The organism is Lysobacterales bacterium (genome assembly GCA_014946745.1).
Classification (GTDB): Bacteria; Pseudomonadota; Gammaproteobacteria; order Xanthomonadales; family Xanthomonadaceae; genus Aquimonas.
The window spans coordinates 2,280,151-2,300,210 of the sequence record JADCRD010000001.1; the positions used below are offsets into that span (position 1 = coordinate 2,280,151).

At 69.4% G+C, this 20,060-nt stretch carries 12 protein-coding genes; 2 read left to right on the forward strand and 10 right to left on the reverse strand.

The features are described from left to right. Positions 1-56: 56 nt before the first annotated feature. On the reverse strand, positions 57-632 hold the full coding sequence (locus H4O13_08960) for a hypothetical protein (GenBank protein ID MBE5315516.1): 576 nt from the start codon (positions 630-632) through the stop codon (positions 57-59). Between the two features lie 301 nt (positions 633-933). Here H4O13_08960 and H4O13_08965 point away from each other — a divergent pair, with 301 nt between their 5' ends. Continuing rightward, positions 934-1,365, forward strand: coding sequence for a YkgJ family cysteine cluster protein (locus H4O13_08965; protein ID MBE5315517.1), 432 nt, complete (start codon positions 934-936; stop codon positions 1,363-1,365). A gap of 199 nt (positions 1,366-1,564) precedes the next feature. On the opposite strand, the gene H4O13_08970 is transcribed toward H4O13_08965, so the two are convergent. The 9 genes from H4O13_08970 to H4O13_09010 form a co-directional block, all read right to left on the reverse strand. Next, a complete protein-coding gene (locus H4O13_08970) occupies positions 1,565-3,595 on the reverse strand; it encodes a hypothetical protein (protein MBE5315518.1) in 2,031 nt (676 codons plus the stop codon). A gap of 622 nt (positions 3,596-4,217) precedes the next feature. Next, positions 4,218-6,362, reverse strand: coding sequence for a hypothetical protein (locus tag H4O13_08975; GenBank protein MBE5315519.1), 2,145 nt, complete (start codon positions 6,360-6,362; stop codon positions 4,218-4,220). A 321-nt stretch (positions 6,363-6,683) separates the two neighbouring features. After that, a complete protein-coding gene (locus H4O13_08980) occupies positions 6,684-7,814 on the reverse strand; it encodes a hypothetical protein (protein MBE5315520.1) in 1,131 nt (376 codons plus the stop codon). A 1,372-nt stretch (positions 7,815-9,186) separates the two neighbouring features. Continuing rightward, positions 9,187-10,074, reverse strand: coding sequence for a carbon-nitrogen hydrolase family protein (locus H4O13_08985; protein ID MBE5315521.1), 888 nt, complete (start codon positions 10,072-10,074; stop codon positions 9,187-9,189). After that, positions 10,074-10,673, reverse strand: a complete 600-nt coding sequence (locus H4O13_08990; protein ID MBE5315522.1) for a GNAT family N-acetyltransferase — start codon at positions 10,671-10,673, stop codon at positions 10,074-10,076. Before H4O13_08990 ends, H4O13_08985 begins: the two co-directional genes overlap by 1 nt. After that, a complete protein-coding gene (locus H4O13_08995) occupies positions 10,673-11,083 on the reverse strand; it encodes a nuclear transport factor 2 family protein (protein MBE5315523.1) in 411 nt (136 codons plus the stop codon). Before H4O13_08995 ends, H4O13_08990 begins: the two co-directional genes overlap by 1 nt. Positions 11,084-11,383: 300 nt before the next feature. After that, complete coding sequence (locus H4O13_09000; protein ID MBE5315524.1) at positions 11,384-12,544, reverse strand: beta-aspartyl-peptidase; 1,161 nt, start codon at positions 12,542-12,544, stop codon at positions 11,384-11,386. Further along, the gene (yfcC, locus tag H4O13_09005) at positions 12,544-13,956 is read right to left on the reverse strand and encodes a putative basic amino acid antiporter YfcC (protein MBE5315525.1); all 1,413 of its coding nucleotides are present in this window, start codon (positions 13,954-13,956) and stop codon (positions 12,544-12,546) included. The genes H4O13_09000 and yfcC overlap by 1 nt, the downstream gene beginning before the upstream one ends. Before the next feature lie 780 nt (positions 13,957-14,736). Beyond that, positions 14,737-17,517 (reverse strand): TonB-dependent receptor, encoded by a 2,781-nt coding sequence (locus tag H4O13_09010; protein ID MBE5315526.1) that lies wholly within the window; start codon positions 17,515-17,517, stop codon positions 14,737-14,739. Between the two features lie 673 nt (positions 17,518-18,190). Between H4O13_09010 and H4O13_09015 the strand changes: the two genes are divergently transcribed. Next, positions 18,191-19,696, forward strand: a complete 1,506-nt coding sequence (locus tag H4O13_09015) for a cyanophycinase (protein ID MBE5315527.1) — start codon at positions 18,191-18,193, stop codon at positions 19,694-19,696. The last annotated feature ends 364 nt before the right edge of the window (positions 19,697-20,060 follow it).

A 20,060-nucleotide genomic window follows, 5' to 3' on the forward strand; every position in this document is an offset into this window, starting at 1 on the left:
GGCCGCTGCCTGCGGCAAGCGTTGCACTCAGCCGACGCGTAGCGCGACAGGTTGACTCACGCGCGGACCGAAAGCGCGCCCTTCGCGGACCTGGCCGAGGCGACCTCGCCGTAGGCTTCGCGCGCCCGAGCCAGCGCGATGTCGACCCGGGCCTGCGAAGCCATCTGGTTGGCCTGGGCGGCGACGCGGTAGTCCTGGGGCGAGGGCTGCGCCGGCGCCAGCGCCGCGGCGACGATCCGCGCGGCCTTGGCCACCGTGGCTTCGGGATCACCGCGTACCGGCGAGGTGTCGATGCCGACCTCGCCGCCCACCGCATAGCGCCGTCGGTCCGGCCCGGTCTGATAGGTGTAGCTGGGGCCCGAGGTGATCAGCTCGCCCCCCGCGGCCACATGCGCCTGCTCATGCGCCCGCACTTCGCGGTCGCGCGCTGCCAGCTCGGCGATCACCCGCTGGATCGCGGGGTCCTGCAGCGGATCCTCGGCCTGCCGTCGAGCCAAGCGCGCACTGGTCGGAGCAGCCCCCTGCACTTCCTCGACCGGATCGCGCGAACGCGGAGCCATACCAGCACGCGCCGGAGCGGCACTGCTGGACGACGTCACGAATCGCGCTGGGCTGGTGGGCAACAGCTGCATCGGTGCTGCAGGTTCGACGGAGGGAAATCCAGAGGGTTGGCGCTGCCGGCCGCGGGCGTCGCAACAGCCGGGCATCTCCGCCAAGGATCGCGCCGGAACGGCAGTCGGGCAAGCGCGATGCGGAACGCCGGCCGTGGCCGGGTCTACCCTGCCGTGCGAGTACAGTCGGAGCCACGCCCCCATCGAATCGCGCCGGGACGGTCGGGCCCGAGGATGCGTCAGCAACACCGCACCCGCTTGAAACCCGGATGCGCGCCCACAGCTCCGCGCGACTGCCCTCACTTCATCGGACCGCACAACGATGGCCACTGCCCCCCGACCGCCTGGTGCGTCGGGCTCGCCCTCCCACCCGTGCCTGCGCTGCGGTGCCTGCTGCGCCAGCTTTCGGGTGGCCTTCTACTGGGCGGAGGCTGCACCGCACACTCCCGAGGGCATCCCGGAGTCGCTGACGCGGAAACTCGACCCGCTGCGCCTCAGCATGGCCGGCACCGACCAGCCCTCACCGCGCTGCATCGCGCTGCGCGGCACCGTCGGCGACGACGCCCACTGCAGCGAGTACGCGCGACGCCCCTCGCCCTGCCGCGACCTCAAGCCCGCCTGGGAGGACGGCAGCCCCAGCCTGCAGTGCGATCGGGCGCGACTGCGTCATGGCCTGACGCCGCTGACGCCCGCCGACTGGGCGCGGCTTGAGGCCACGCACCTGCGGGCGCCGGGCGAGCTCTCACGCACTTGAGGCGTCCAGCCGCAGGGCTCGAAGCGCCGCAGATTCACCTGCCTCTGCAGACTCGCAAACGCATCGCCCGCCAGCCCGGGCGCATCGAAGCGGCAACTCCACTGTGTACCGTCACAGAGCCCCACGCGCTCGCGGCCAGAACCGGCTCGGCTCGGCGGCGACTCGGCAGGCCAGTCGAATGGGTAGGCGGGCTGCAGCATCAGGGGCACGGATCGGAGCGCCGCAGGTTCACCTGCCCCTGCTGCCCCGCGATGCCATCCCTGGGCAGATCAAGCGTGTCGAAGCGGTACTCCAGCACCGCGCGATCGCAGCTCACAAAGCGCAGGCGGCCCGACCCCACGCGTCGGGTGTTCTGCGTTGGCACCGAATCGAAGTCGCCGCCGAGCGTGCGCCGCCATTCGAGATCCACCACGCCCGGCTGACCGGCCACGCTACGGCCAGACAGCGTCAACCAGTGTGGTCCGACGGCATCAAAACCGAACCACGCTCCCCAGACCGCTGCGGCCGCACCTGCGGCCCCCGGATCGACCTGCATCAACACGCCTTGGCTGGGTCGACCTTCCAGCACCCAGCTGCCGCTGGAGGCGCTGCGCAGACCGGACTGTTCGGAGAGCGACGTTCCGCCGCAGGCCGCGGGTGCAGGCCCCAGACGCTGCAGACGACGAGCGCCCACATAGGCAAAGTCAGCCTCTTGCGGCACCGACCCGATCGGCGCTTGCAAGCGATAGCTGAACTCAAGGGTATTGCAGTCGATGGCACGCAGCGCGATGTTTCCCAGGACTTGCGTGCGGGTGGGCGCCAGGCCCTCGAAATCGCGGCCGAGCGTTTCGAAGACGCGACCTTCGACGGGCAGCGCCGAGTCTGCCTCGATGGCCCGCCCCAGCGCGGTGTACCACGCCAGTCGATGTGCTCCCCGCTCCGAGTTGGGGATGCGTCGATGGGTGAACGCGAACCAGCCGGCGAACCACCGCCCAGCTTCGACTGAGACATCGAGCATCAGGCCCTGTCCGGACGTTTGCGGGTCAAACCAAAGCCCGGAATGGACGTTGCTGACAGGCTGGTCCGACGCGAAGTCAGGCGCTTGGGCGACGCGCAAGCGGCCGCCCGGGGTCAGCGGCGCAAGCACCAGCCGATCGCTGCCAAAGGCGAGACCGCTGCTCGATACATCCGAGTCCAAGACCCTGGGCACCTGCACTGGCGCGCTGATCCGACCCGACCCGGGCCGGAGACGCCGCAGCTCCAGTCCCTGCGGATCCATCCGCAGCAGCAACACTCCGTCGCCGCGAAACGCGGGCAGCATTGCCCAGCCCTCGATCGTTGGCGTCCTGAGTGCGCGGCGCGGGATTCGCAGCTCCCTGCCCGGAGGCTCTGACTCGCGATCGAGAACGATGAGTGAATCGGCATTGGCAACAAAGGCCCAAGGGCCGCCCTCCGAGCCGCCCGCCGCGGACACACTCGGGCGCAAGGGCAGATCAAGGACCTGAGTGCCGTTCACGCCACTCAGGGCGTTGTCGTAAAGGCGCGGGGCGAGCACCCACTGGCTCCAGCTGCCAAGACTGTCTGCAGCGGTCCAGGCCAGCAGCGCGCGTTGCGCGGGGGCCTCGCGTGGATCAAGCCTGACGAGCCCCAGCACGTCTCCCCGGGTGCCCATGGCGAGAGGGATGGTCACTTGCGCTGGCCCGCCATCCGACATCCAGCGTCCGCCCGCATCGAAACGGAATCTCGCCCCCGTGGAGTTCACCACGATGGCTTCACCCCTCTCGCTGATGATCGCCTTGCCACTGGCGAAGCTCCGTCTGAGCTCTCGTCCATCCCCGAGAACCCGGATCTGCTGCAAGTCAGGCACGGCGAAGGCGAAGGCTCGGGTCTCCGAATAGAGCGCCAGCGCGCCGTCGTCACCGACGCTTCCAAGCAGAGGATCCACCTCCGTACTGGACCCGGATTGGGTCACGTACACGGAGGGCAGCGACTCGCCATCCGCTCCGCGGAAGCACTGCACTTCGATGCGGGCGCGCGCTGGCAGGGTGCCGCCGGCCGTCTGCTCGGACCGTCGACTCGCTCGGCACACCCGGTCAGAGGAAGCGCCACGCAGCAGGCTCGTGCGAACTCGATCTGCCGGCAGTCGACGCTGCCAGCGCGCCTCGTTCTGCGGATCGAGGAAGACCAGCTGGCTCTCGTGCTCGTAGGTCAACAGAACTACGGTGCCCTGCTCATGCGCGATGGCCTCCATGCCAACCAGGCGATCAGCGGCGATCGCCGTGGAATGTCCGAGCAGCCGCTCTGCAAGATCCCGCTGAAGTAGCGAGCTGCCCCTGCAGTCCAGAGGCCGCCGCGAACAGTCGAGCGCGTCAATGGGCGCGGGCGCGCCCCCCACTGCGCTCGCCAGCCCCTCGCTTGCAGTCTGCGCCAAGGCCTCGTTCGGCCAGGAGCAAACCGCGCCACACAGCGCGCCTGCAAGCAGCAGGCGATCGAAACACGAAAAAGACGCGGAAGACATCAAAGGGTCCCTGAGTGAGGTGCAAATGCGCCACGTGCCAACGATGTCCCCCCCACCACTGGCGCTGCAAGGCAAAGCCGCCCGGGCGAAACCCGGGCCAGGCGAGCAACCACCGTCGGCGGATCCCCGGGCAACCGCCCACCCGCTCGAGGTGCTGGCATGCCGCTGAACATTAGCGAATTCTCCGGACGCCGCAGTCGCGTGTTTGTGGGCGCTTCGTACGCCTGCGCGGACCTGGATGCCTGCGCCATCGGCTGCACGGCAACGGCATTGCCGCAGGGATGCGCCGCGCGCTGCACGGACTGCGCCGAGCCTGTGCAGCACCCGACCGAGCGCTGACGTCTCGATCAGTGACTCAGCTGCAGGGCTCGAAGCGACGCAGATGCATTTGTCCCTGCAGACCCGCAAACCCGTCGCCCGGCAGCCCGGGCCCGTCGAAGCGATAGTCGAGCACCGCGCGGTCACAGCTCAGGAAGCGCAGGCGGCCCGAGCCCACTCGGCGCGTATCGCGCGTCGGCACTGCATCGAAAGCGCCGCCCAAGGTTCGCATCCATTCGATCTCGACCACGCCGGGCTGTCCGGCCACGCTGCGGCCGGACAGCGTCAGCCAGTGCTGGGCGAGGCTGTCGTCGGCCTGCCCGGCGTCGAAACCGAACCACGCGCCCCAGACTGCACCGGTCGCACCGGCCACACCGGGATCGACCTGCATCAGGACGCCTTGGCTCGGCCGTCCCTCCAGCACCCAACTGCCACTGGATGCGCTGTGCAAGCCGGACTGTTCTGGCAAGGATCTGCCGCCGCATTCGGCTGTCGCTGGCCCCAGGCGCTGCAGGCGACGCGCGCCCACGCGCTCCGTCGCGCTGCCCGGCACTCGCAGGCGATAGCTGAACTCAAGGACACTGCACTCGATGGCGCGCAGTGAGAACTGACCCACGACCTGGGTGCTGGGCTGCGCCTGCCCCAAGAAGTCACCGCCGCGACTCTCGAACAGTTGGCCGTTGACCGGCAGCTGAGTGCTCGCCCCCGTCGTGGTCGCGAGCGCGGTGTACCAAGCCAGTCGCCTGGCCTCGGCCGGCACTTCGCCGGTAAAGGGGAGATCGGCAAAGGTGAACCAGCCGGCGAACCAGCGCCCGCTCCGGGCCGACACGTCGAGGACAAGGCCCTGTCCGGTCGCCTCGGGGTCGAACCACAGCCCTGAATACTGCGCGGTGACCGGCAGCGCATAGGCAAACAGCGTCGGCGCCCGAACAACACGCAGCGGGCCGTCCACGCTCAGCGGAGCCAGCACCAGACGACTGCCTGCAAGCGCGATCCCGGCGCTGGACACATCCGCGGCGAGCACTTTGGGAACGCGTACAGGCGGTCCGATACGGCCCTCCGATGGGATGACATTCCGCAGCTCCAGCCCCTCCGCATCGGTTCTCAGCAGCGTCACACCTGAGAACCCGGGAACCACGGCCCAGCCCTGCGGGGCGGCCGACGATCCGCTGTAGGGAAGGCTCAGCTCGGGGCCGGGCTCGCCGGACAGCGGGTCGAGAAACCGGATCTGGCGCGCGGCAAGGGCCAGCATCCACGGGCCACCCTCCATCGAGCGCGCTGCCGGCAGGCTTGGATCCTGGGGCCCACCCAGAGCAGGCGCGCCCTGCAAGCCGCGGAGCGCGTTGCCAAACAGCGAACTCCGCGGCAGAACCATCGACCGCCCCCAGCGGAACTCAAGGTCTTCGGACAGACCGACCAGCCCGATCTCGACGCGCTCCTCAGACTGCGGCGCGAAGCGCGAAAGCCCCAGCGACTGGCCGCTTGACGCCAAGGCCAGGGGCGCCGAGAGGTCAATTGAAGGTGAACTCGCCAGCTCGCGCCCCGCCGCGTCGAAGCGGATCCGTCCTTGCGCGGCATCCACCACCAGCACCTCGCCCGTTTCGCTGACGAGTGCCCGCCCGGAACCGAGTCTCCGCCGAAGCTCGCGCCCATCCGCCAGCTGCTGGAGCTGCCGCAGCTCAGGCGCGGCGGACGAGGACTCGCGCGTCGTCGCATACAGGACCGGCGAGCCCTGCGTGCCCACCGTGCCAAGCAGTGGCCCGACGGGAGAACTCGACGAAGACTCGGCAAAGAAGAGGGGAGTCAGCGGCCGCCCGTCGGTTGAGCGGAAGCACTCCACCTCGATGTAGGGTCCAGCGGGGATACCGCCGAACGTCCCACCCACCGCCTCGCGGCGGGCTCGGCACACCCGGTCCGAGTCCCCGCCTCGCAGCAGCACGCTGGCGCCCTGATCCGCCGAGAGTCGCCGCTGCCAGAGCGGCTTGTCGCCAGGGTCGAGAAAGGTCAACAGGCTGTCCCGCGGCTGCCGCACCAGGACCACCGTGCCTCGCTGGTGGACGATCGCATCGACGCTGATCGCGCGCTGGGCGGCTTGCGCCGCAGCCGACGGCGCCCATGAAGTCATGACCCCGAAAACCACACCCGCGAACAGCAGGCGCGGGACGCGCACCGAAGCGGCCATAGAAAGCTCCAAAAAAAGTTCATGCGCCCGAACAACAGGCGCGGGACACGAAAGACGTGCATCCGCGGGGACGCAGCGGAGTGCCGATGGCCTCCGCCTACCGAACGAGCCGCCCGAGTCTTCACTCTTGCGCAAGCGCCCCCGCGGCAGCGCACGCGACACTCGCGCCGTGTCCGATGGGAAGCGGCGGAGCGCAGGCACCTGCGCAGCCGCTCGCCCGCCAAGCACGCCGAGCGACTCTATCCGGCATGCGCTGCGTTGTCCGTCGCTCCCGTGTCGTGGATCTGTATGCGAGCCAGGCCCAGCACTGGCCTCTGAGGCTCAGCCGCAGGGCTCGAAGCGCCGCAGATTCACCTGCCCCTGCAGCCCCGCGAACGCATCCCCCGCCAGCCCCGGCGCATCGAAGCTGTACTCCAGCACCGCGCGATCGCAGGCGGTGAAGCGCAGGCGGCCGCGGCCGATCACTTGCGTATTGCGCGTGGGCTGCGCGTCGAAGCTGCCGCCGAGGGTGCGCATCCACTCCAGCTCGACCACACCGGGCTGTCCGGCCACGCTGCGGCCGGACAGCGTGAGCCAGTGCTGGGCGAGGCTATCGTCGGCCTGCCCGGCATCGAAACCGAACCACGCGCCCCGGACCGAGCCCGTCGCACCGGCCGCACCCGGATCGACCTGCATCAGCACACCTTGGCTCGGTCGTCCCTCCAGCACCCAGCTGCCAGTGGACGCGCTTCGCAAGCCGGACTGCTGGGCAAGCGAGCTGCCGCCGCAGGCGAACGGAGCCGGCCCCAAGCGCTGCAGCCGACGGGCACCCACGCGCACGTCTTCGCTGCCCGGCACCTGAAGTCGATAGCTGAACTCGAGCGTGTTGCAGTCGATCGCGCGCAGCGCAAGCCCCCCTACTGCTTGAGTGGCGGGGACCGAACGCCCAGCAAAGTCGCCGCCACGACTCTCGAACAACGGACCCTCGACAGGCAGCGCTGGCGCTCCTGCAGTCGAGCGCCCGAGCGCGGTGTACCAGCTCAGTCGCCGCGCTTCGGCGGGCGCTTCGCTGCCCGCGAACGGAAGATCGGCAAAGGTGAACCAGCCAGCAAACCAGCGTCCCTGCTCAGCCGAAACGTCGAGCATCAGCCCCTGCCCGGTCGCCTGCGGGTCGAACCAGAGCCCCGAATGCACAGCGGTGACAGGCTGTTCTGCGGCGAGCTCAGGCGCCTTGGCGAGGCGGATGGGGCCGTCGGCCACCAGCGGCGCCAGCACCAGACGATCCCCAGCAAGCGCAAAACGCGTTGGGAACCCGTTGGCATCCGGAACTCTGGGCAGGACAAGAGGTGGACCCACACGCCCCGATGCCGGCCGGAAACGGCGCAGCTCCAGGCCCTGCAGGTCGCTGCGCAGCAGCAGCACGTCTTCGTCCCCGGGTGCGGGAACCAGTGCCCAGCCCTGTGAGGCAGGCAACGATCCGCTGGAGGGAAGGGTCAACACAGCACCGGGTTCGCCAGACAGCGGATCGAGAGACACCACCCGCCGTGCGCCCAAGGCAAGCAACCAAGGGCCGTCCTGCGATCCGCGTGCTGCCGGCAAGCTCCAATCGAGAGGACCTCCAAGCGCAGGGGCTCCTGGAGCACCGCCCAGCGCATTCCCGTACAGCTCAAAAAATGGCACATCGATAGGACGGCGCCAGAGCGACTCAAGGCCTGTAGACAAGCCTTCCAGAGCAAGCTGGACGCTACCGACCGACAGAGTCTGGGAATAGATGAGGCCCAGCGACGAGCCCGAGGGCGCAAGCGAGAGTGGCGCAAACCCTGTTGGGAAGGGCGACCGCGCTGCCTCGCGCCCCGCCGGGTCGAAACGAATAGCCGGTCGCGCACTGCCAACCACCAGGACCCCACCGCGCTCGTTGGCCCGCGCCCTTCCCCATAAAATGCGCTGTCGAAACTCGCGCCCATCTGCCAGCGTGCGGATCTGTTGCAGCTCCCTCGCTCCAGCGGAAGATGCATTGATCTCCGAGTAGAGCACCCTCGTGCCGTCGTTGCCGGCAGTGCCCATCAGCAGACCAGCATTAGAGCCTTCAAAGATCCTGTCCACCGACAGAGGCTCACCGTCCGCCAGCCGGAAGCACTCCACTTCGATGGAAGCTTGAGAGGGCATTCCGCCGAACATCATCCCCCCGCTCAACTGTCGCCGTGCGCGACAGACACGATCCGAGTCGGCGCCTCGCAACAACACACCGAGCTGCTCGTCCGGCAACAGACGACGCTGCCAGCGCAGCTGGTCCTGCGCGTCAAGGAAGATCAGCACGCTGTCCAGCGGCTGCCGGACCAACACCACCGTGCCCTGCTCATGCGCAATGGCGTCGAGGCTGATCGGACGAGGGCTGACCTGCGCAAACGCACTCTGCGCCCCAAAGGACACCGCGCTGCACGCGCCCATGAAGAACACACAACTGAAACGCGTAAGAGACAACCAAGACATAGAAGCCCCAACTAAGGACGAACGAATGGCCGAGGCACGCTTGAAGGCGACACTCGCACCGAGCGCGGCAAAGAAGCAGAGCCAGGGACACCCAGGACAAGAACTGCTACCCCCCCCCCCGGCGCAGCCGCCCGCCTGCCTGCCGACGACGGAGACAAGCCGCGGCCGACCACTGCAATCAAGCGTTGGCGAAAACTATCAGGCCAAGTCGCACGACTCAGCCCCCTCTTTGTGGGCGCTTTGTAGGCTGTCGTAGCCGAACGCGCCGCATGCCAGCCGGCGAGTGTCGCAGGCCAAATAGAGTCGAGGACCGCAGCCGCTCGGGATCCACCCAGGCGCGCCGAGACCTGCGAGCTCAGCGCTTGAGCCTGTGCAGCCCAGCCCGCAGCAGCCCCGGCCGCAGCTGCTGCGGCCAGTCGGCATCCACCGCCACCTGCGACTTCGCTGCAGCGCGCTCAAGCCGCGACAGCGGCAGCTCGGCCACGGCCCAGGTCTCGCCCGGCGCATTGACGGTGAGCACGCCGTCAGAAGGCAGGCCCACATCCATCGGTGCGTAGATCGCGGCCTCGCCGGTGTTGGTGTCGAGCGCGGGGCTCCAGGGCAGTTCGCCGGCGGTGACCGCGCGGGCGACGAACAGGCGGTTCTCCAGCGCGCGCGCCATGCAGCCGGTGCGCACGCGCGTCGCGCCGGCCGGCGTATCGGTGCAGCTCGGCACCAGCAGCAGACGCGCGCCGGCCTCGCGCTGGGCACGCACCGGCAGCGGGAACTCGCTGTCGTAGCAGACCGCGATGCCCACACGCAGGCCGTCGAGCTCGAACACCTTGAGCGCGTCGCCGGGCTCGATCAGGCCGCTGGCCTTCTCGAAGCCGGTGAGCTGCAGTTTGTCCTGCCAGTGAACCTCACCGGAGGGTGTGAACCAGAAGGCGCGGTTGCGGTAGCCGCCGCTGGGCTGACGCAGCAGAAAGGTGCCGGCCTGGATGTGCAGATCCAGCTCGCGGGCGAGCTCGAGGTGCAGCGCCTGCCAGGGCTCGAACAGCGCCTGCAGCGCGTCCAGCGAAGCGGCGAAATCCTCGCGCACGTCGGCAGGCTGTGCTCCGGCCAGTTCCAACGGCAGATACTCCGGCAGCACGGCGAGATCGGCGCCCAAGGCCTTGGCCTCGCCCAGCAGTCGGCGCTGCTTGTCGGCCCAGGCCTCGTAGCTCGTGATCGTTTCCAGCGGATAGGCGGCGACAGCGACGCGCATCAGCCGGCCTCCAGCGCGCGCAGCCAGTAGGTCAGCGGCTTCTCGCTTTCCGCGGGCTCTCCGATCTCCCTCCAGCTCAGGCGAAAGCCCATGCCGGGCTGACGCCCGTAGCCGCGCTTGGTCCAGAACGCGTCATTGTCGCGATGGCCCGCGGGGCGACGCGGATCGTCGGCCGCGCGGTCCACCGCCGCGAAGGCCGTCCACTCGAAGCGCCCCAGCGCGCGCGCATGCGCTTCGCGCGCATCGAAGAAGCGATGCCCAAGACCCAGCCCGCGATAGGCCGGCAGCAGCACCGACTCACCGAAGTAGAACACCCGCTGCGGGTCAATACCGCGCGCGATGAAGGGCTGCTTGAACGCAGCGTCCTCGTCGGCCAGGGGCAGGCCGGTGCTGGCGCCGACCACGCGCTCGCCGTCCAGCGCCAGCACCCACACACTGTCGGCCGACTGCGCATAGGTGGCGAGGTAGCGCTCCTCGTAGCCGACGTCGCCGTCGTAGAGGTAGGGAAACGCGCGGAACACTTCGATGCGCAGGCGCGCGACGTCGGCGATGTGGCGCGCGTACTCGACCGGCCGCAGGCAGCGCAGCTCGACGCCCATCAGGCCTGCACCTGCGCAATCCAGTCCTGCAGGTTGTAGTAGTTGGTGACGCGGGTGATGTAGCCGTTCTCGATCTCGAAGAAGGCGCCACCCGGCAGCACGTAGCGCTGGCCGCGGGCCGGCGGCAGGCCTTCATCGTCGGCTTTGTACTCGCCGTGCACGACGTACTCGGCGGCCGCGCGTCGGCCATCGGCGGAGGCCATCACCACGATGTCGGTGAGCTGCTCGGCGTAGCAGCGGTCCATGCGCCGCAGGAAGGCGCGGAAGGTCTCGCGGCCGGTTTCACGGGGGCCCTGGTTGAGGTCGTGAACCACGTTCTCGGCCAGCAGGGCGAGCAGGGTTTCGCGGTCGCCGCGGTTGAAGGCGGCGTAGTAGCGATCGATCAGGTCGAGGGTGTTGGTGGTGGGCATGGGCACGAGCCGAGTCGGAAATGGGGGCGGAAGCCTGACAGCGCGCCGAAGTCTAGGGCAAGGCTGAAGAAACCAGCGTGCTCGCGCGCCACGGATCGCGTACCCGAGGATCGAGCGCGAAAGTGCTTGATCCGGGATGGCCGGGCCCGGCCAAAGCGTCTCCGCGCAGCGGCCGAAGGAGTCCGCCCCCGCGCCGGACTCGCGATGTCTCAACCACTCCCGGACGGAGTTGCTCGGAGCTTCCCGAGGACAGCGGCCCGCCGGCCGCCGGCCGCCGACTGCCGGATCGGGCGAATCGGCTCAGCGCAGTGCGAACACGCGCCCTGCGGCGATCGTGGTCTCCAAGGCCAGCGAATCGGCATCGAGCATCAGCAGGTCAGCGTCGGCCCCAACTTCGATGCGGCCCTTGCGCGCAAGCCCCCAGACCGCCGCCGGACTTGAGGTGATCGGCTGCAGCGCGCGCTCAAGCGCTAGCCCATGCGACAGCACCGCCTCGCGCAGGCAGTCGAGCAGGCTGTGCATGGGCGCGAACTCGATCGACAGCAGTCGGCCCTGGGCATCGAAGCGCGGCAGGCTGGCCTGGCCGTCGGTGCTGAGCGTGATGCGCTCGATCGGCGCGCCGTCCTCCAGCAGGGCCAGCAGCGCACGCAGCGGCGGCACCTCGCCGGCTTCCAGCAGTGCGGCGCTGGTGCTGGCGGTGATGTCGATGCTGCCGCCGGCGTGCAGCCAGCGTCGCCCCTGGTCGAACAGGCGCGCGTTGCGGCTCATGTGGGTGGGATGCCACTGGCCGCGCGGCAGCGGCGTGCGCGCGCTGAGCTGCTCCAGCAGATCGATGCCGTCGGCGCCGTCGCCGACGTGGATCAGCACGGTGCCGCGCTTGCCGGCCAGCATGCCGCCGACGCGCGCGTCGGCGCCGATCCGCGCCAGCTCATCGAAGCTGGGCTGCGAGCCGCGGTGGTCGGCGATCGCGATCTCGCCCACGCCCAGCATCTCGGGAATCAGCACCAGATCCGTGCGCACGCTGCCAGTCAGCGTGGCCACCGGTACGCGATAGCTGCCGGACAGAACAAAGGCCGACAGGCCCTCCGCGTTGAGCGCCCGCGCGCAGGCCAGCAGGTCGGCGTGGCTGCGGGTGACTTCATCGGTGCCCAGCGCGCCGATGAGCGTAGTGACGCCCGCGCGCAGCGCATCCTCTGCGCGCAGCGGGTGCGCGCGGGTCGCGAAGCCGCCCTCGCCGCCACCGCCACCGATGTGCACCAGGCTGTCGACGAAGCCTGGCGCCAGCAGGCGCCCGCGCGCCTCGATGCGACGCAGCGGCAGCGCGCTGCCCGGCTGCAGATCGCGCCCGATGGCCAGCACCCGGCCGGCGGCAATCAGCACGTCCTGGCGGCCCAGCGGCGCAGGCGCGAAAACTTCGGCATCGGTGATCAGCAGCGCGGTGTCGCGATCTTCCAGCAGCATCAGTGGTATCCCGTCAGTACGCCAAGGGCGACAAATCCGGCCGCCATGGCCAGCAGAAGAAGTTCGAAGCGCCAGACGATGCGCAGCCACTCGGCCCAGCTGAGCCCGGCCACGCCGGTGGCGCCAATCAGCACGGCCGAGGTCGGCACGACCAGGTTGGTCAAGCCATCGCCGAGCTGGAAGGCCAACACCGACACCTGACGCGTGACCCCAACCAGATCACCCAGGCCGGCCATCAGCGGCATGGTAATGGCTGCCTGCGCGGAACCCGAGGTCACGAAAAAGTTGAAGCCCGACTGCAGGCCGAACATGCCGAGCGCCGCCAGCATCGGCGGTGCGCCGTCGAACACCCAGGCCATCGCATAGAGAAACGTGTTGAGCACCGAAGGCACATGCGGATCGGTGCCGCCCAGCAGCCACAGCAAGCCCTTCGCGGCGGCGATCACGAGCGCCACCGGCACCATCGAGCGCACGCCGTCGGTGAAGACCTCGGCGATGCGGTTCGCCCCCAGCCGCCGGTCGATGAAGCAGATCAGGCCGCTGACGAGACCCAAGGTGAAGAACTGCGCGGCGATCTCGGGCAGGTAGTACTGGCGCTGGCTCACGCCCCAGACGATCCACACCACTGTGGCCAGCACCGCGAGCAGGATGGCGCGGTCGGCCCAGCGCAGCGGCTCGGCGCGGATCAGCTCGGCGACATCGCTGGCATCCGCCCGCTGCGCACTGCGGTGGCGCAGCGCGTAGCGCAGGGTGAAGGCGATGCCCACCGCGGTGAAGCAGGCCCACATGGCCATGCGGAAGTCGGCGCCGGACAGGGGCTTGAGCCCGGCAATGCCCTGCGCCACCAGCACGCTGAAGGGGTTGGCCCACGAGGTCGCGAAGCCGATCTGGCTGGCCATGTAGGTGCACATCACCGCCGACGCCCGCGGCAGGCCGAGGCGGTCGGTCAGCGGCAGCAGCAGGGCGATGAAGGCGATGGTCTCCTCACCCATGCCGAAGATCGCGCCGCCCAGCGAAAAGGCGATGAACAGCACGCTGAGCAGCAGCCAGTCGCGGCTGCCGGTGAGCGCGATCAGACGCAGCAGGCCGCGATCGATCGCGCCTGAGGCCTGCACCACGGCGAAGCTGCCGCCGATGAGGAAGACCAGCGCGATGACGCCGATGGCCGCGCTTTCGCGACTCCCCGAGGTGAGGCCCTCGAACAGGAAGTTGAGAAAGCCGCGCCCCTCGCCGGCCGAAAACAGGCTGAGGCCATGCTCCGGCTCGACCAGGCTGAAACTGGCCAGCGACAACGGCTGGCCGGGCGCGAACTGGCCCGCCGGCACCAGCAGGGCCAGCAGGCTGAAGCCCGCGGCGACGAGGAACAGCAGCAGCAGGGTGTTGAGGCCCTTCGATTCAGGACTGGCTTTCAATCAACTCTCCGAAACAGAAATTCCAAGTCTTTGGAAACCCACACAGGCGATCGCTCGCGCGCAAGCCAAGCCCTCGCGAGGCGAGCCCACCCTGAGGCAACCCACCCGACGCGCGCGGGCGGATCTTTCCCCTACGCACCCCACGTAGAAGCCCAGCGTCAAGCCCGGCGAAGCGCAGGTGGGTCAAGACCCACCCTATGCAGATGAGGTCCATAGGGTGGGTCTTGACCCACCCTATGCAAGTGCGGCCCATAGGGTGGGTCTTGACCCACCGCAACCGCCACATCGCGTCAACCGCAGCTCGCCAATGATGAAGCCCGCAGAGCCAACGCCATGCGCTCCGCGTCGGGCCCGGCGGAGCGCAGGTGGGTCAAGACCCACCCTATGCGGGTGAGGTCCATAGGGTGGGTCTTGACCCACCGCAACCGCCACATCGCGTCAACCGCAGCTCGCCAATGATGAAGCCCGCAGAGCCAACGCCATGCGCCCCGCGTCAGGCCCGGCGAAGCTCAGGTGGGTCAAGACCCACCCTATGGGCCTGAGGGGACGCGTACAGCTCGGTGTTGGGCAAGCGCTGAACACTCCACCGCCATGCAAGACACCGACACCCGCCACCGACTCCGCACACGGGCGCTCTGCCGAACACCAGACGGCCAAGCAGTCGCGGGAGCCCGCGTGGGGGCACGGGCTCCCGACGAACGACGCCGACCGCATCCGATGCGATCCACGTCGGGCCGGCGGCGCGGGGAGTTCGCCGCCGGCACCTGCGCTTCGCCAGCCTCAAAGCCGGTAGACGTAGTTCAAGGTCCAGAACCGTCCGAGGGTGTCGTGGTTGTAGAGGTCGACGTTGGTGGCGGCGCCCAGCGCGATCGGCGGATCGCGATCGGCGAGGTTGCGCACCGTCAGGCTCAGCGAATGGTGCGCTCCGAAATCCTGACCCAGGGTCAGGTTCAGGGTGGTCCACGAGCCCACGCGACGCCCCGCGGCAACGCCATCGCGCTGGTCGTCATCGAAGTAACCGTCGACGTAGTTGGCGAAAAGCCGCGCGAAGCGGTCGCCCTGCGACCAGGCGAAGCCGGCGTTGACGGTCCACTCCGGATAGCGGAACTCGCCGACCCGCTCGACCAGGCGCTGGCCATCGCGGCAGGTGCCCGCGCCGCGGCGGCTGTCGCTGCCGCCGCAGGATTCGCTGCGCTCGAAGCTATTGAACCAGGTCGCATCGGCGATGAGGCGCAGACGTCCCCAGCCGCGCTCATCGAAGCGATGCTCGAATCCGATGTCGATGCCGTCAGTGCGCTGCCGGCCCACGTTGATCAGCTGCAGATTGACCTGCTCGACGTTGCCGCCGATGCGACCGTTACGGATGCCGATGCCCAGTCGACCGCTGGGCAGTTCGGCCGTGCGCGAGACCAGCGAGGGGTCGGTGAGCGCGCGGCGGAAGAGCTCGAGATCGTCGATGTCGACGAGGTTCTTCTGGTCGAAGTTCCAGTAGTCCAGGGTCAGCGTGGTGCGCTCGCCGAAGCTGAAGGCGCTGCCCAGATACCAAGCGCTGGAGGTCTCGGCTTCAAGATCGGGGTTGCCATAGATCTCCGACAGATAGCCGTCATCGCCGCTGAAGCCGCCGCAGAAGTTCTGGAAGAACTCGCTGCCCGGCGAACAGGGCAAAGCCCCCGAACCCAGCGTGGTGCCGGCGCCGACCTGGGCCAGCGAAGGGGCGCGGAAGGAGGTGTTCCAGCCGCTGCGCAGCACGACATTCTCATGCGGCTGCCAGCGCAGACTGAGCGCCGGGTTGAAGTCGCCGCCAAAGTCGCTGTAGTGGTCGTAGCGCGCGGCGACGCGCAGGTCCAGCGCTGACGTGAAGGGCAGGAAGACCTCGGCGTACAGCGCCTGCTGACTGCGATCGGCCTGCACCGCCGTCGAACCGAAGCCGTACACAGGCACCTCGCCGGTGTCGGGATCAAGCGTCGCCAAGGGCGAAGGACGATCCTCGATGTCCTCACGGCGACCTTCGATACCCAAGGCCCAGCCGATGCTGCCGCCGGCAAGCTCGCCCCACAGCCGCGAGAGCTTGGCGTCGAAGGCCAGCAGGTCGGACTGGCCGTCGCGCGGCACCTCCTCGCGCAGCAGATCGAGCACCTGCGCGCTGTTGCCGGTCTGCCCGCCGAAGGGGTTGTAGAACAGACCGCCGCTGCTCGCGCTGCAGGTGGTCGCCCCGCTCGCGCACAGGCGCCCCTGCAGAGCGGCACGGAAGCGCTCGACGCCGTAGATGCCAGCAATCGCATTCTGCGTCGAGCGACTGCGCGACACAGTCGCCGTGGTCTCCCAGTCCCAGGCGCCAGCGCTGCCGCGCAGGCCGTTCAGCCAGCGCCAGCTGCGCGTGGTGACCTCGATCTCGCGCGCATCCGGAAAGCGCCCCCAGCCGAAGATCGGAAAGCGCGGATCCGCGCCGGCGGCGACCAGCCGCGCACGCAGCTCGGCCGGCATGCCCGGGTGGTTGAAGGCGATCTCCTCCTCGCTCCAGGGCGCGGGCGCACTGGCCGCACGCGAACGGTTGCGCTGCAGGGCGAATTCGGTGAAGTACTCGGCGCCCTCGGCGATCTCGTACTGGTAGGTCGTGTAGAGGCCGTAGCGCTGGGTTTCTGGGTCGGTCGGGGTGAAGGCGTTGCGGTTGACCGCGCAGTAGGCGCCGAAGCGGCTGGCGGGAAAGCCGGGGCGACCGTCGAAGCGCTGGGCGTCCGGGCAGCCGGCTTCGACCAGGTCGAGCGGCATGTCAGCAAGATCGTTGAAGCTGGGAAAGACGCCCTGCTGCGAGGGCCTCGGCTCGACCGCGGTGATGGCGCGATCGCGGTCATACAGCGCATTGCGATTGAACGCGTCGAACACGAGCATGCCGCGCGAGCGCTCGCCCACAAAGCCCGCCACTAGGTTGGTGTTGGCGCGCAGCTCGTCGGTGGCGGCTTCGGAGTCGCCAACGCTCGCCGAAAGACGCAGCCCATCGAAGTCGTCGCGCAGGATGAAGTTCACCACGCCGGCCACCGCGTCGGCGCCGTAGATCGCTGAAGCGCCGGTGGTGAGCACCTCGATGCGGTCGATGGCCGCCAAAGGAATCGCGTTGACGTCGACGAAGTTCTCCGAGCCCGAGGCGAACGATGACACCGCGATACGGCGGCCGTTGACCAGGGTGAGCGTCGACGCCGTGCCCAGTCCGCGCAGCGAGACCGCCGCCGCGCCGGCAGGCGTGTCGGCCTGCAGCGCACCGGAATTCGCGGTGCTGAAGGTGCCGGTGCCGCCGCGGGTTTCGGCCAGCTGGGCGACCAGATCGCCCACGGTCACCGCGCCGAACTGGCGGATGTCCTCGGCGTCGATGACGGTGACCGGCTGAGCCTCCTGCAGGTCGATGCCGCGGATATGGGTGCCGGTGACGAGAATCTCGTCGAGCTTCTCGGCCGGCTCGGCCTGGGCGGTTTCGTCGGCGTCGCGCTGGGCGGCGGCCGGTGAAGCGAAGGACAGAGTGCACAGGGCCGCGATGACGGCGGCCGACAGGGCTTGCAGCTTGCGCATTGGTGATTCCCCCACGGATGCCCGCCGCCGCTTCGGGCGAAACGCGGGCAGGTCGAACGTTCGCAGCAGACACGCGGACACGCGCCCCTGCGGGCCGCGACGCGTCAGTGCCGGTGCTGGATGGAGGCCAGAATGGCCAGGCGCGGGGATACGCCTACTCGTCCCACCACTCGCTCAAGTAGTAGGTGCGCGCGATGTGCCGGATGTGGTTCCGCGGCTTGGACATGGGCGCAGGTCTGGGAGGCAACGCGGCGAAGGATTACGCCGGCCTTTGCGCGCCGTCAAGTCACTCCCGATCGCAGCATCGATCGGTTCGAACCGATGCACTTGCGTGAGTGCGCAGCGGCTGACTACCGTGACTCGCATGAACACACCTCTGCGACTCACTCTCGCAACACTGCTGCTCTGCACGCTGCCGACGCCCGCAGCGCAGGCATCACCGGAGCGCTCTGATTCAGACCCTGAACACTCCACGTCGACGCTTATCCTCGCGGGCGGAGCGCTGCCGATCTGCTCGGATCTGACGCCGCGAGCCTGCCGCGAGGCGCCGCCGAACATCGCAAGCGCGCGTACGCCATCACGCTACCGAACCACAGCGGAGGGCCTCGAAATACTGCGATTCAGCGACCTGCGTCCGCCATCCAGACAGCGGCTCGTCGCGGACCTCCAGGCGGTGTTTGGCAGCGCCGCACAGGCCCGCGAACACACAACCCTCGAACTCGCCGAGATCGAAGAGCGACTGTTCACTTACTGCACTTCGGATGCTTCGCCCAGAGCATGCGCGACGGGCGAGCGCAGCGCATGGCAGCAGCTGACCGACGCCGAACGCACGCAGGTGCTGAGTGCTCTGGAGGTCGCCCAGGTCGACGCCCGCGGCCGCCGCGCACAGGAAGCCGCGCACCCCATGCTGTCGCGCGAGCCGCACGGCGCAGACGTTCTGAAGGCAGTGGTCGATGCCGCGGCCGCGCGCAGCGCCGGTCGCGCACCGCGCGTACTGATCGTCACCGCTTCCGCTCTGGATCCGATGGAGGCGGTCGACTTCTACCGCTCCGCGTTCACCGCACTGGGTGCCCAAGCCGAGTGGCTGCCGCTCGACGCGGCGCTCGCCCGCGCCATCGAGGCGGACGACTGCGCGCTGGTCGCGCGCCGCGCCGAGGTGCTGGGGCTGCACGCGCGCGAGCAGGTCTACCCGGATCTGCACGCACTGCAGCAGGAGACATGCGAACAGCCAGAGACCCTCGAAGCGCGGATCGCGTCCGCACAGGCCGTGTTCTTCGCGGGCGGCGACCAGTGGCGCCTGCGTCAGGCCTTGTTCGCGCCGAACGGTGACGCCCTGCCCTGGCTGCAGACCTTGCGCAAGGCGCATGCGCGGGGTGATCTCGTCGTCGGCGGCACCAGCGCCGGCGCGGCCGTGCAGTCGGCGGCCGCCATGCTCACCAACGGCAGCCCGGCCTCGGCCCTGCGTGCACCGGCCCGCAACGCGGCGCCGCCCGAGCCCGGCTGCGCGCGCGCGGGCCTGTGCAGCGCGCAGGACGAAGACCGTCTGAGCTACTGGGCCGAGGGCGGCCTCGGGCTCGCCGCCGACTCCATCGTCGACACCCATTTCTCGGAGCGCGCGCGCGAGCCGCGGCTGCTGCGCCTGCTGGCGCAGACGGGGGCGCGCCTGGGCTACGGCGCCGATGAGGCCAGCGCGCTGCGCGTTGACACCCGCGGCGACATCCGCACGATCACCGCCCTGGGCCGCGAGGGCGGCTGGGTCTTCCTGCGCGATGCTGCGACCACGTCCGACGCGCTCGTGGCGCAGGTCTTCCATCTCGGGCCGGGAGCGCGCCTGCGGATCGACGCTCAGCGCAGCGCGCTCGACGAGGCCTCAAGCGTGTCCTGCCTCGATAGCGACGCGTCTGACCAACTCGGTGCCGATGCCGAAGAGCGCGCGTTGCGCCCGGGGCAACCGACCGTGCAGGCAGATCGACACCGCTCGGCCCGCGCTGGCGGCGCATTGGAGCCGGGCGCCACGCGCGCCGCGGCGCGGCGGCTGGCGCAGTGCGGCCTGGACGCCATAGAACTGCCGGCCGAGCGCGGGCGACTGATCATCGAGCGCACCCCTGAAACGCGAGTCGTCCTGGCGTCGACCGGGCTCGGCATTGGCCCCCTTCGCCTACGCTGGACGCAAGACTGAGCGCCGGGCGGAGCCTGCCCGCGAATCGCCCGATTCTGCCGCGCTGACGGCCGACCCGCGGTTTTCACTGTGCTGGCCGCAGGCATCCCGCCTCGCGGCCGACAGGAGCGGGAGACAGGTATGTTCCAGCGCGAAACCCGAAAGCCACGACTGCGCCTGCTGGCGCCGCGCGCCGCAGAGGCCGCAGCCGCTCAAGCGAACCGGAAGGCAGCCGCTGCCCTTGCGGCGCGCCGCCCCTCGCCCCGCGCACCCCTTGCCTGCGAGCTGCGGCCGTGGACCTGATGCTGCCTGTGCATCTGCGCGAGCCCGGCCACCGCGTGCCGCGGGATGATCCGCCGCACGACAGCAGGCCGGCGGTGAGCCC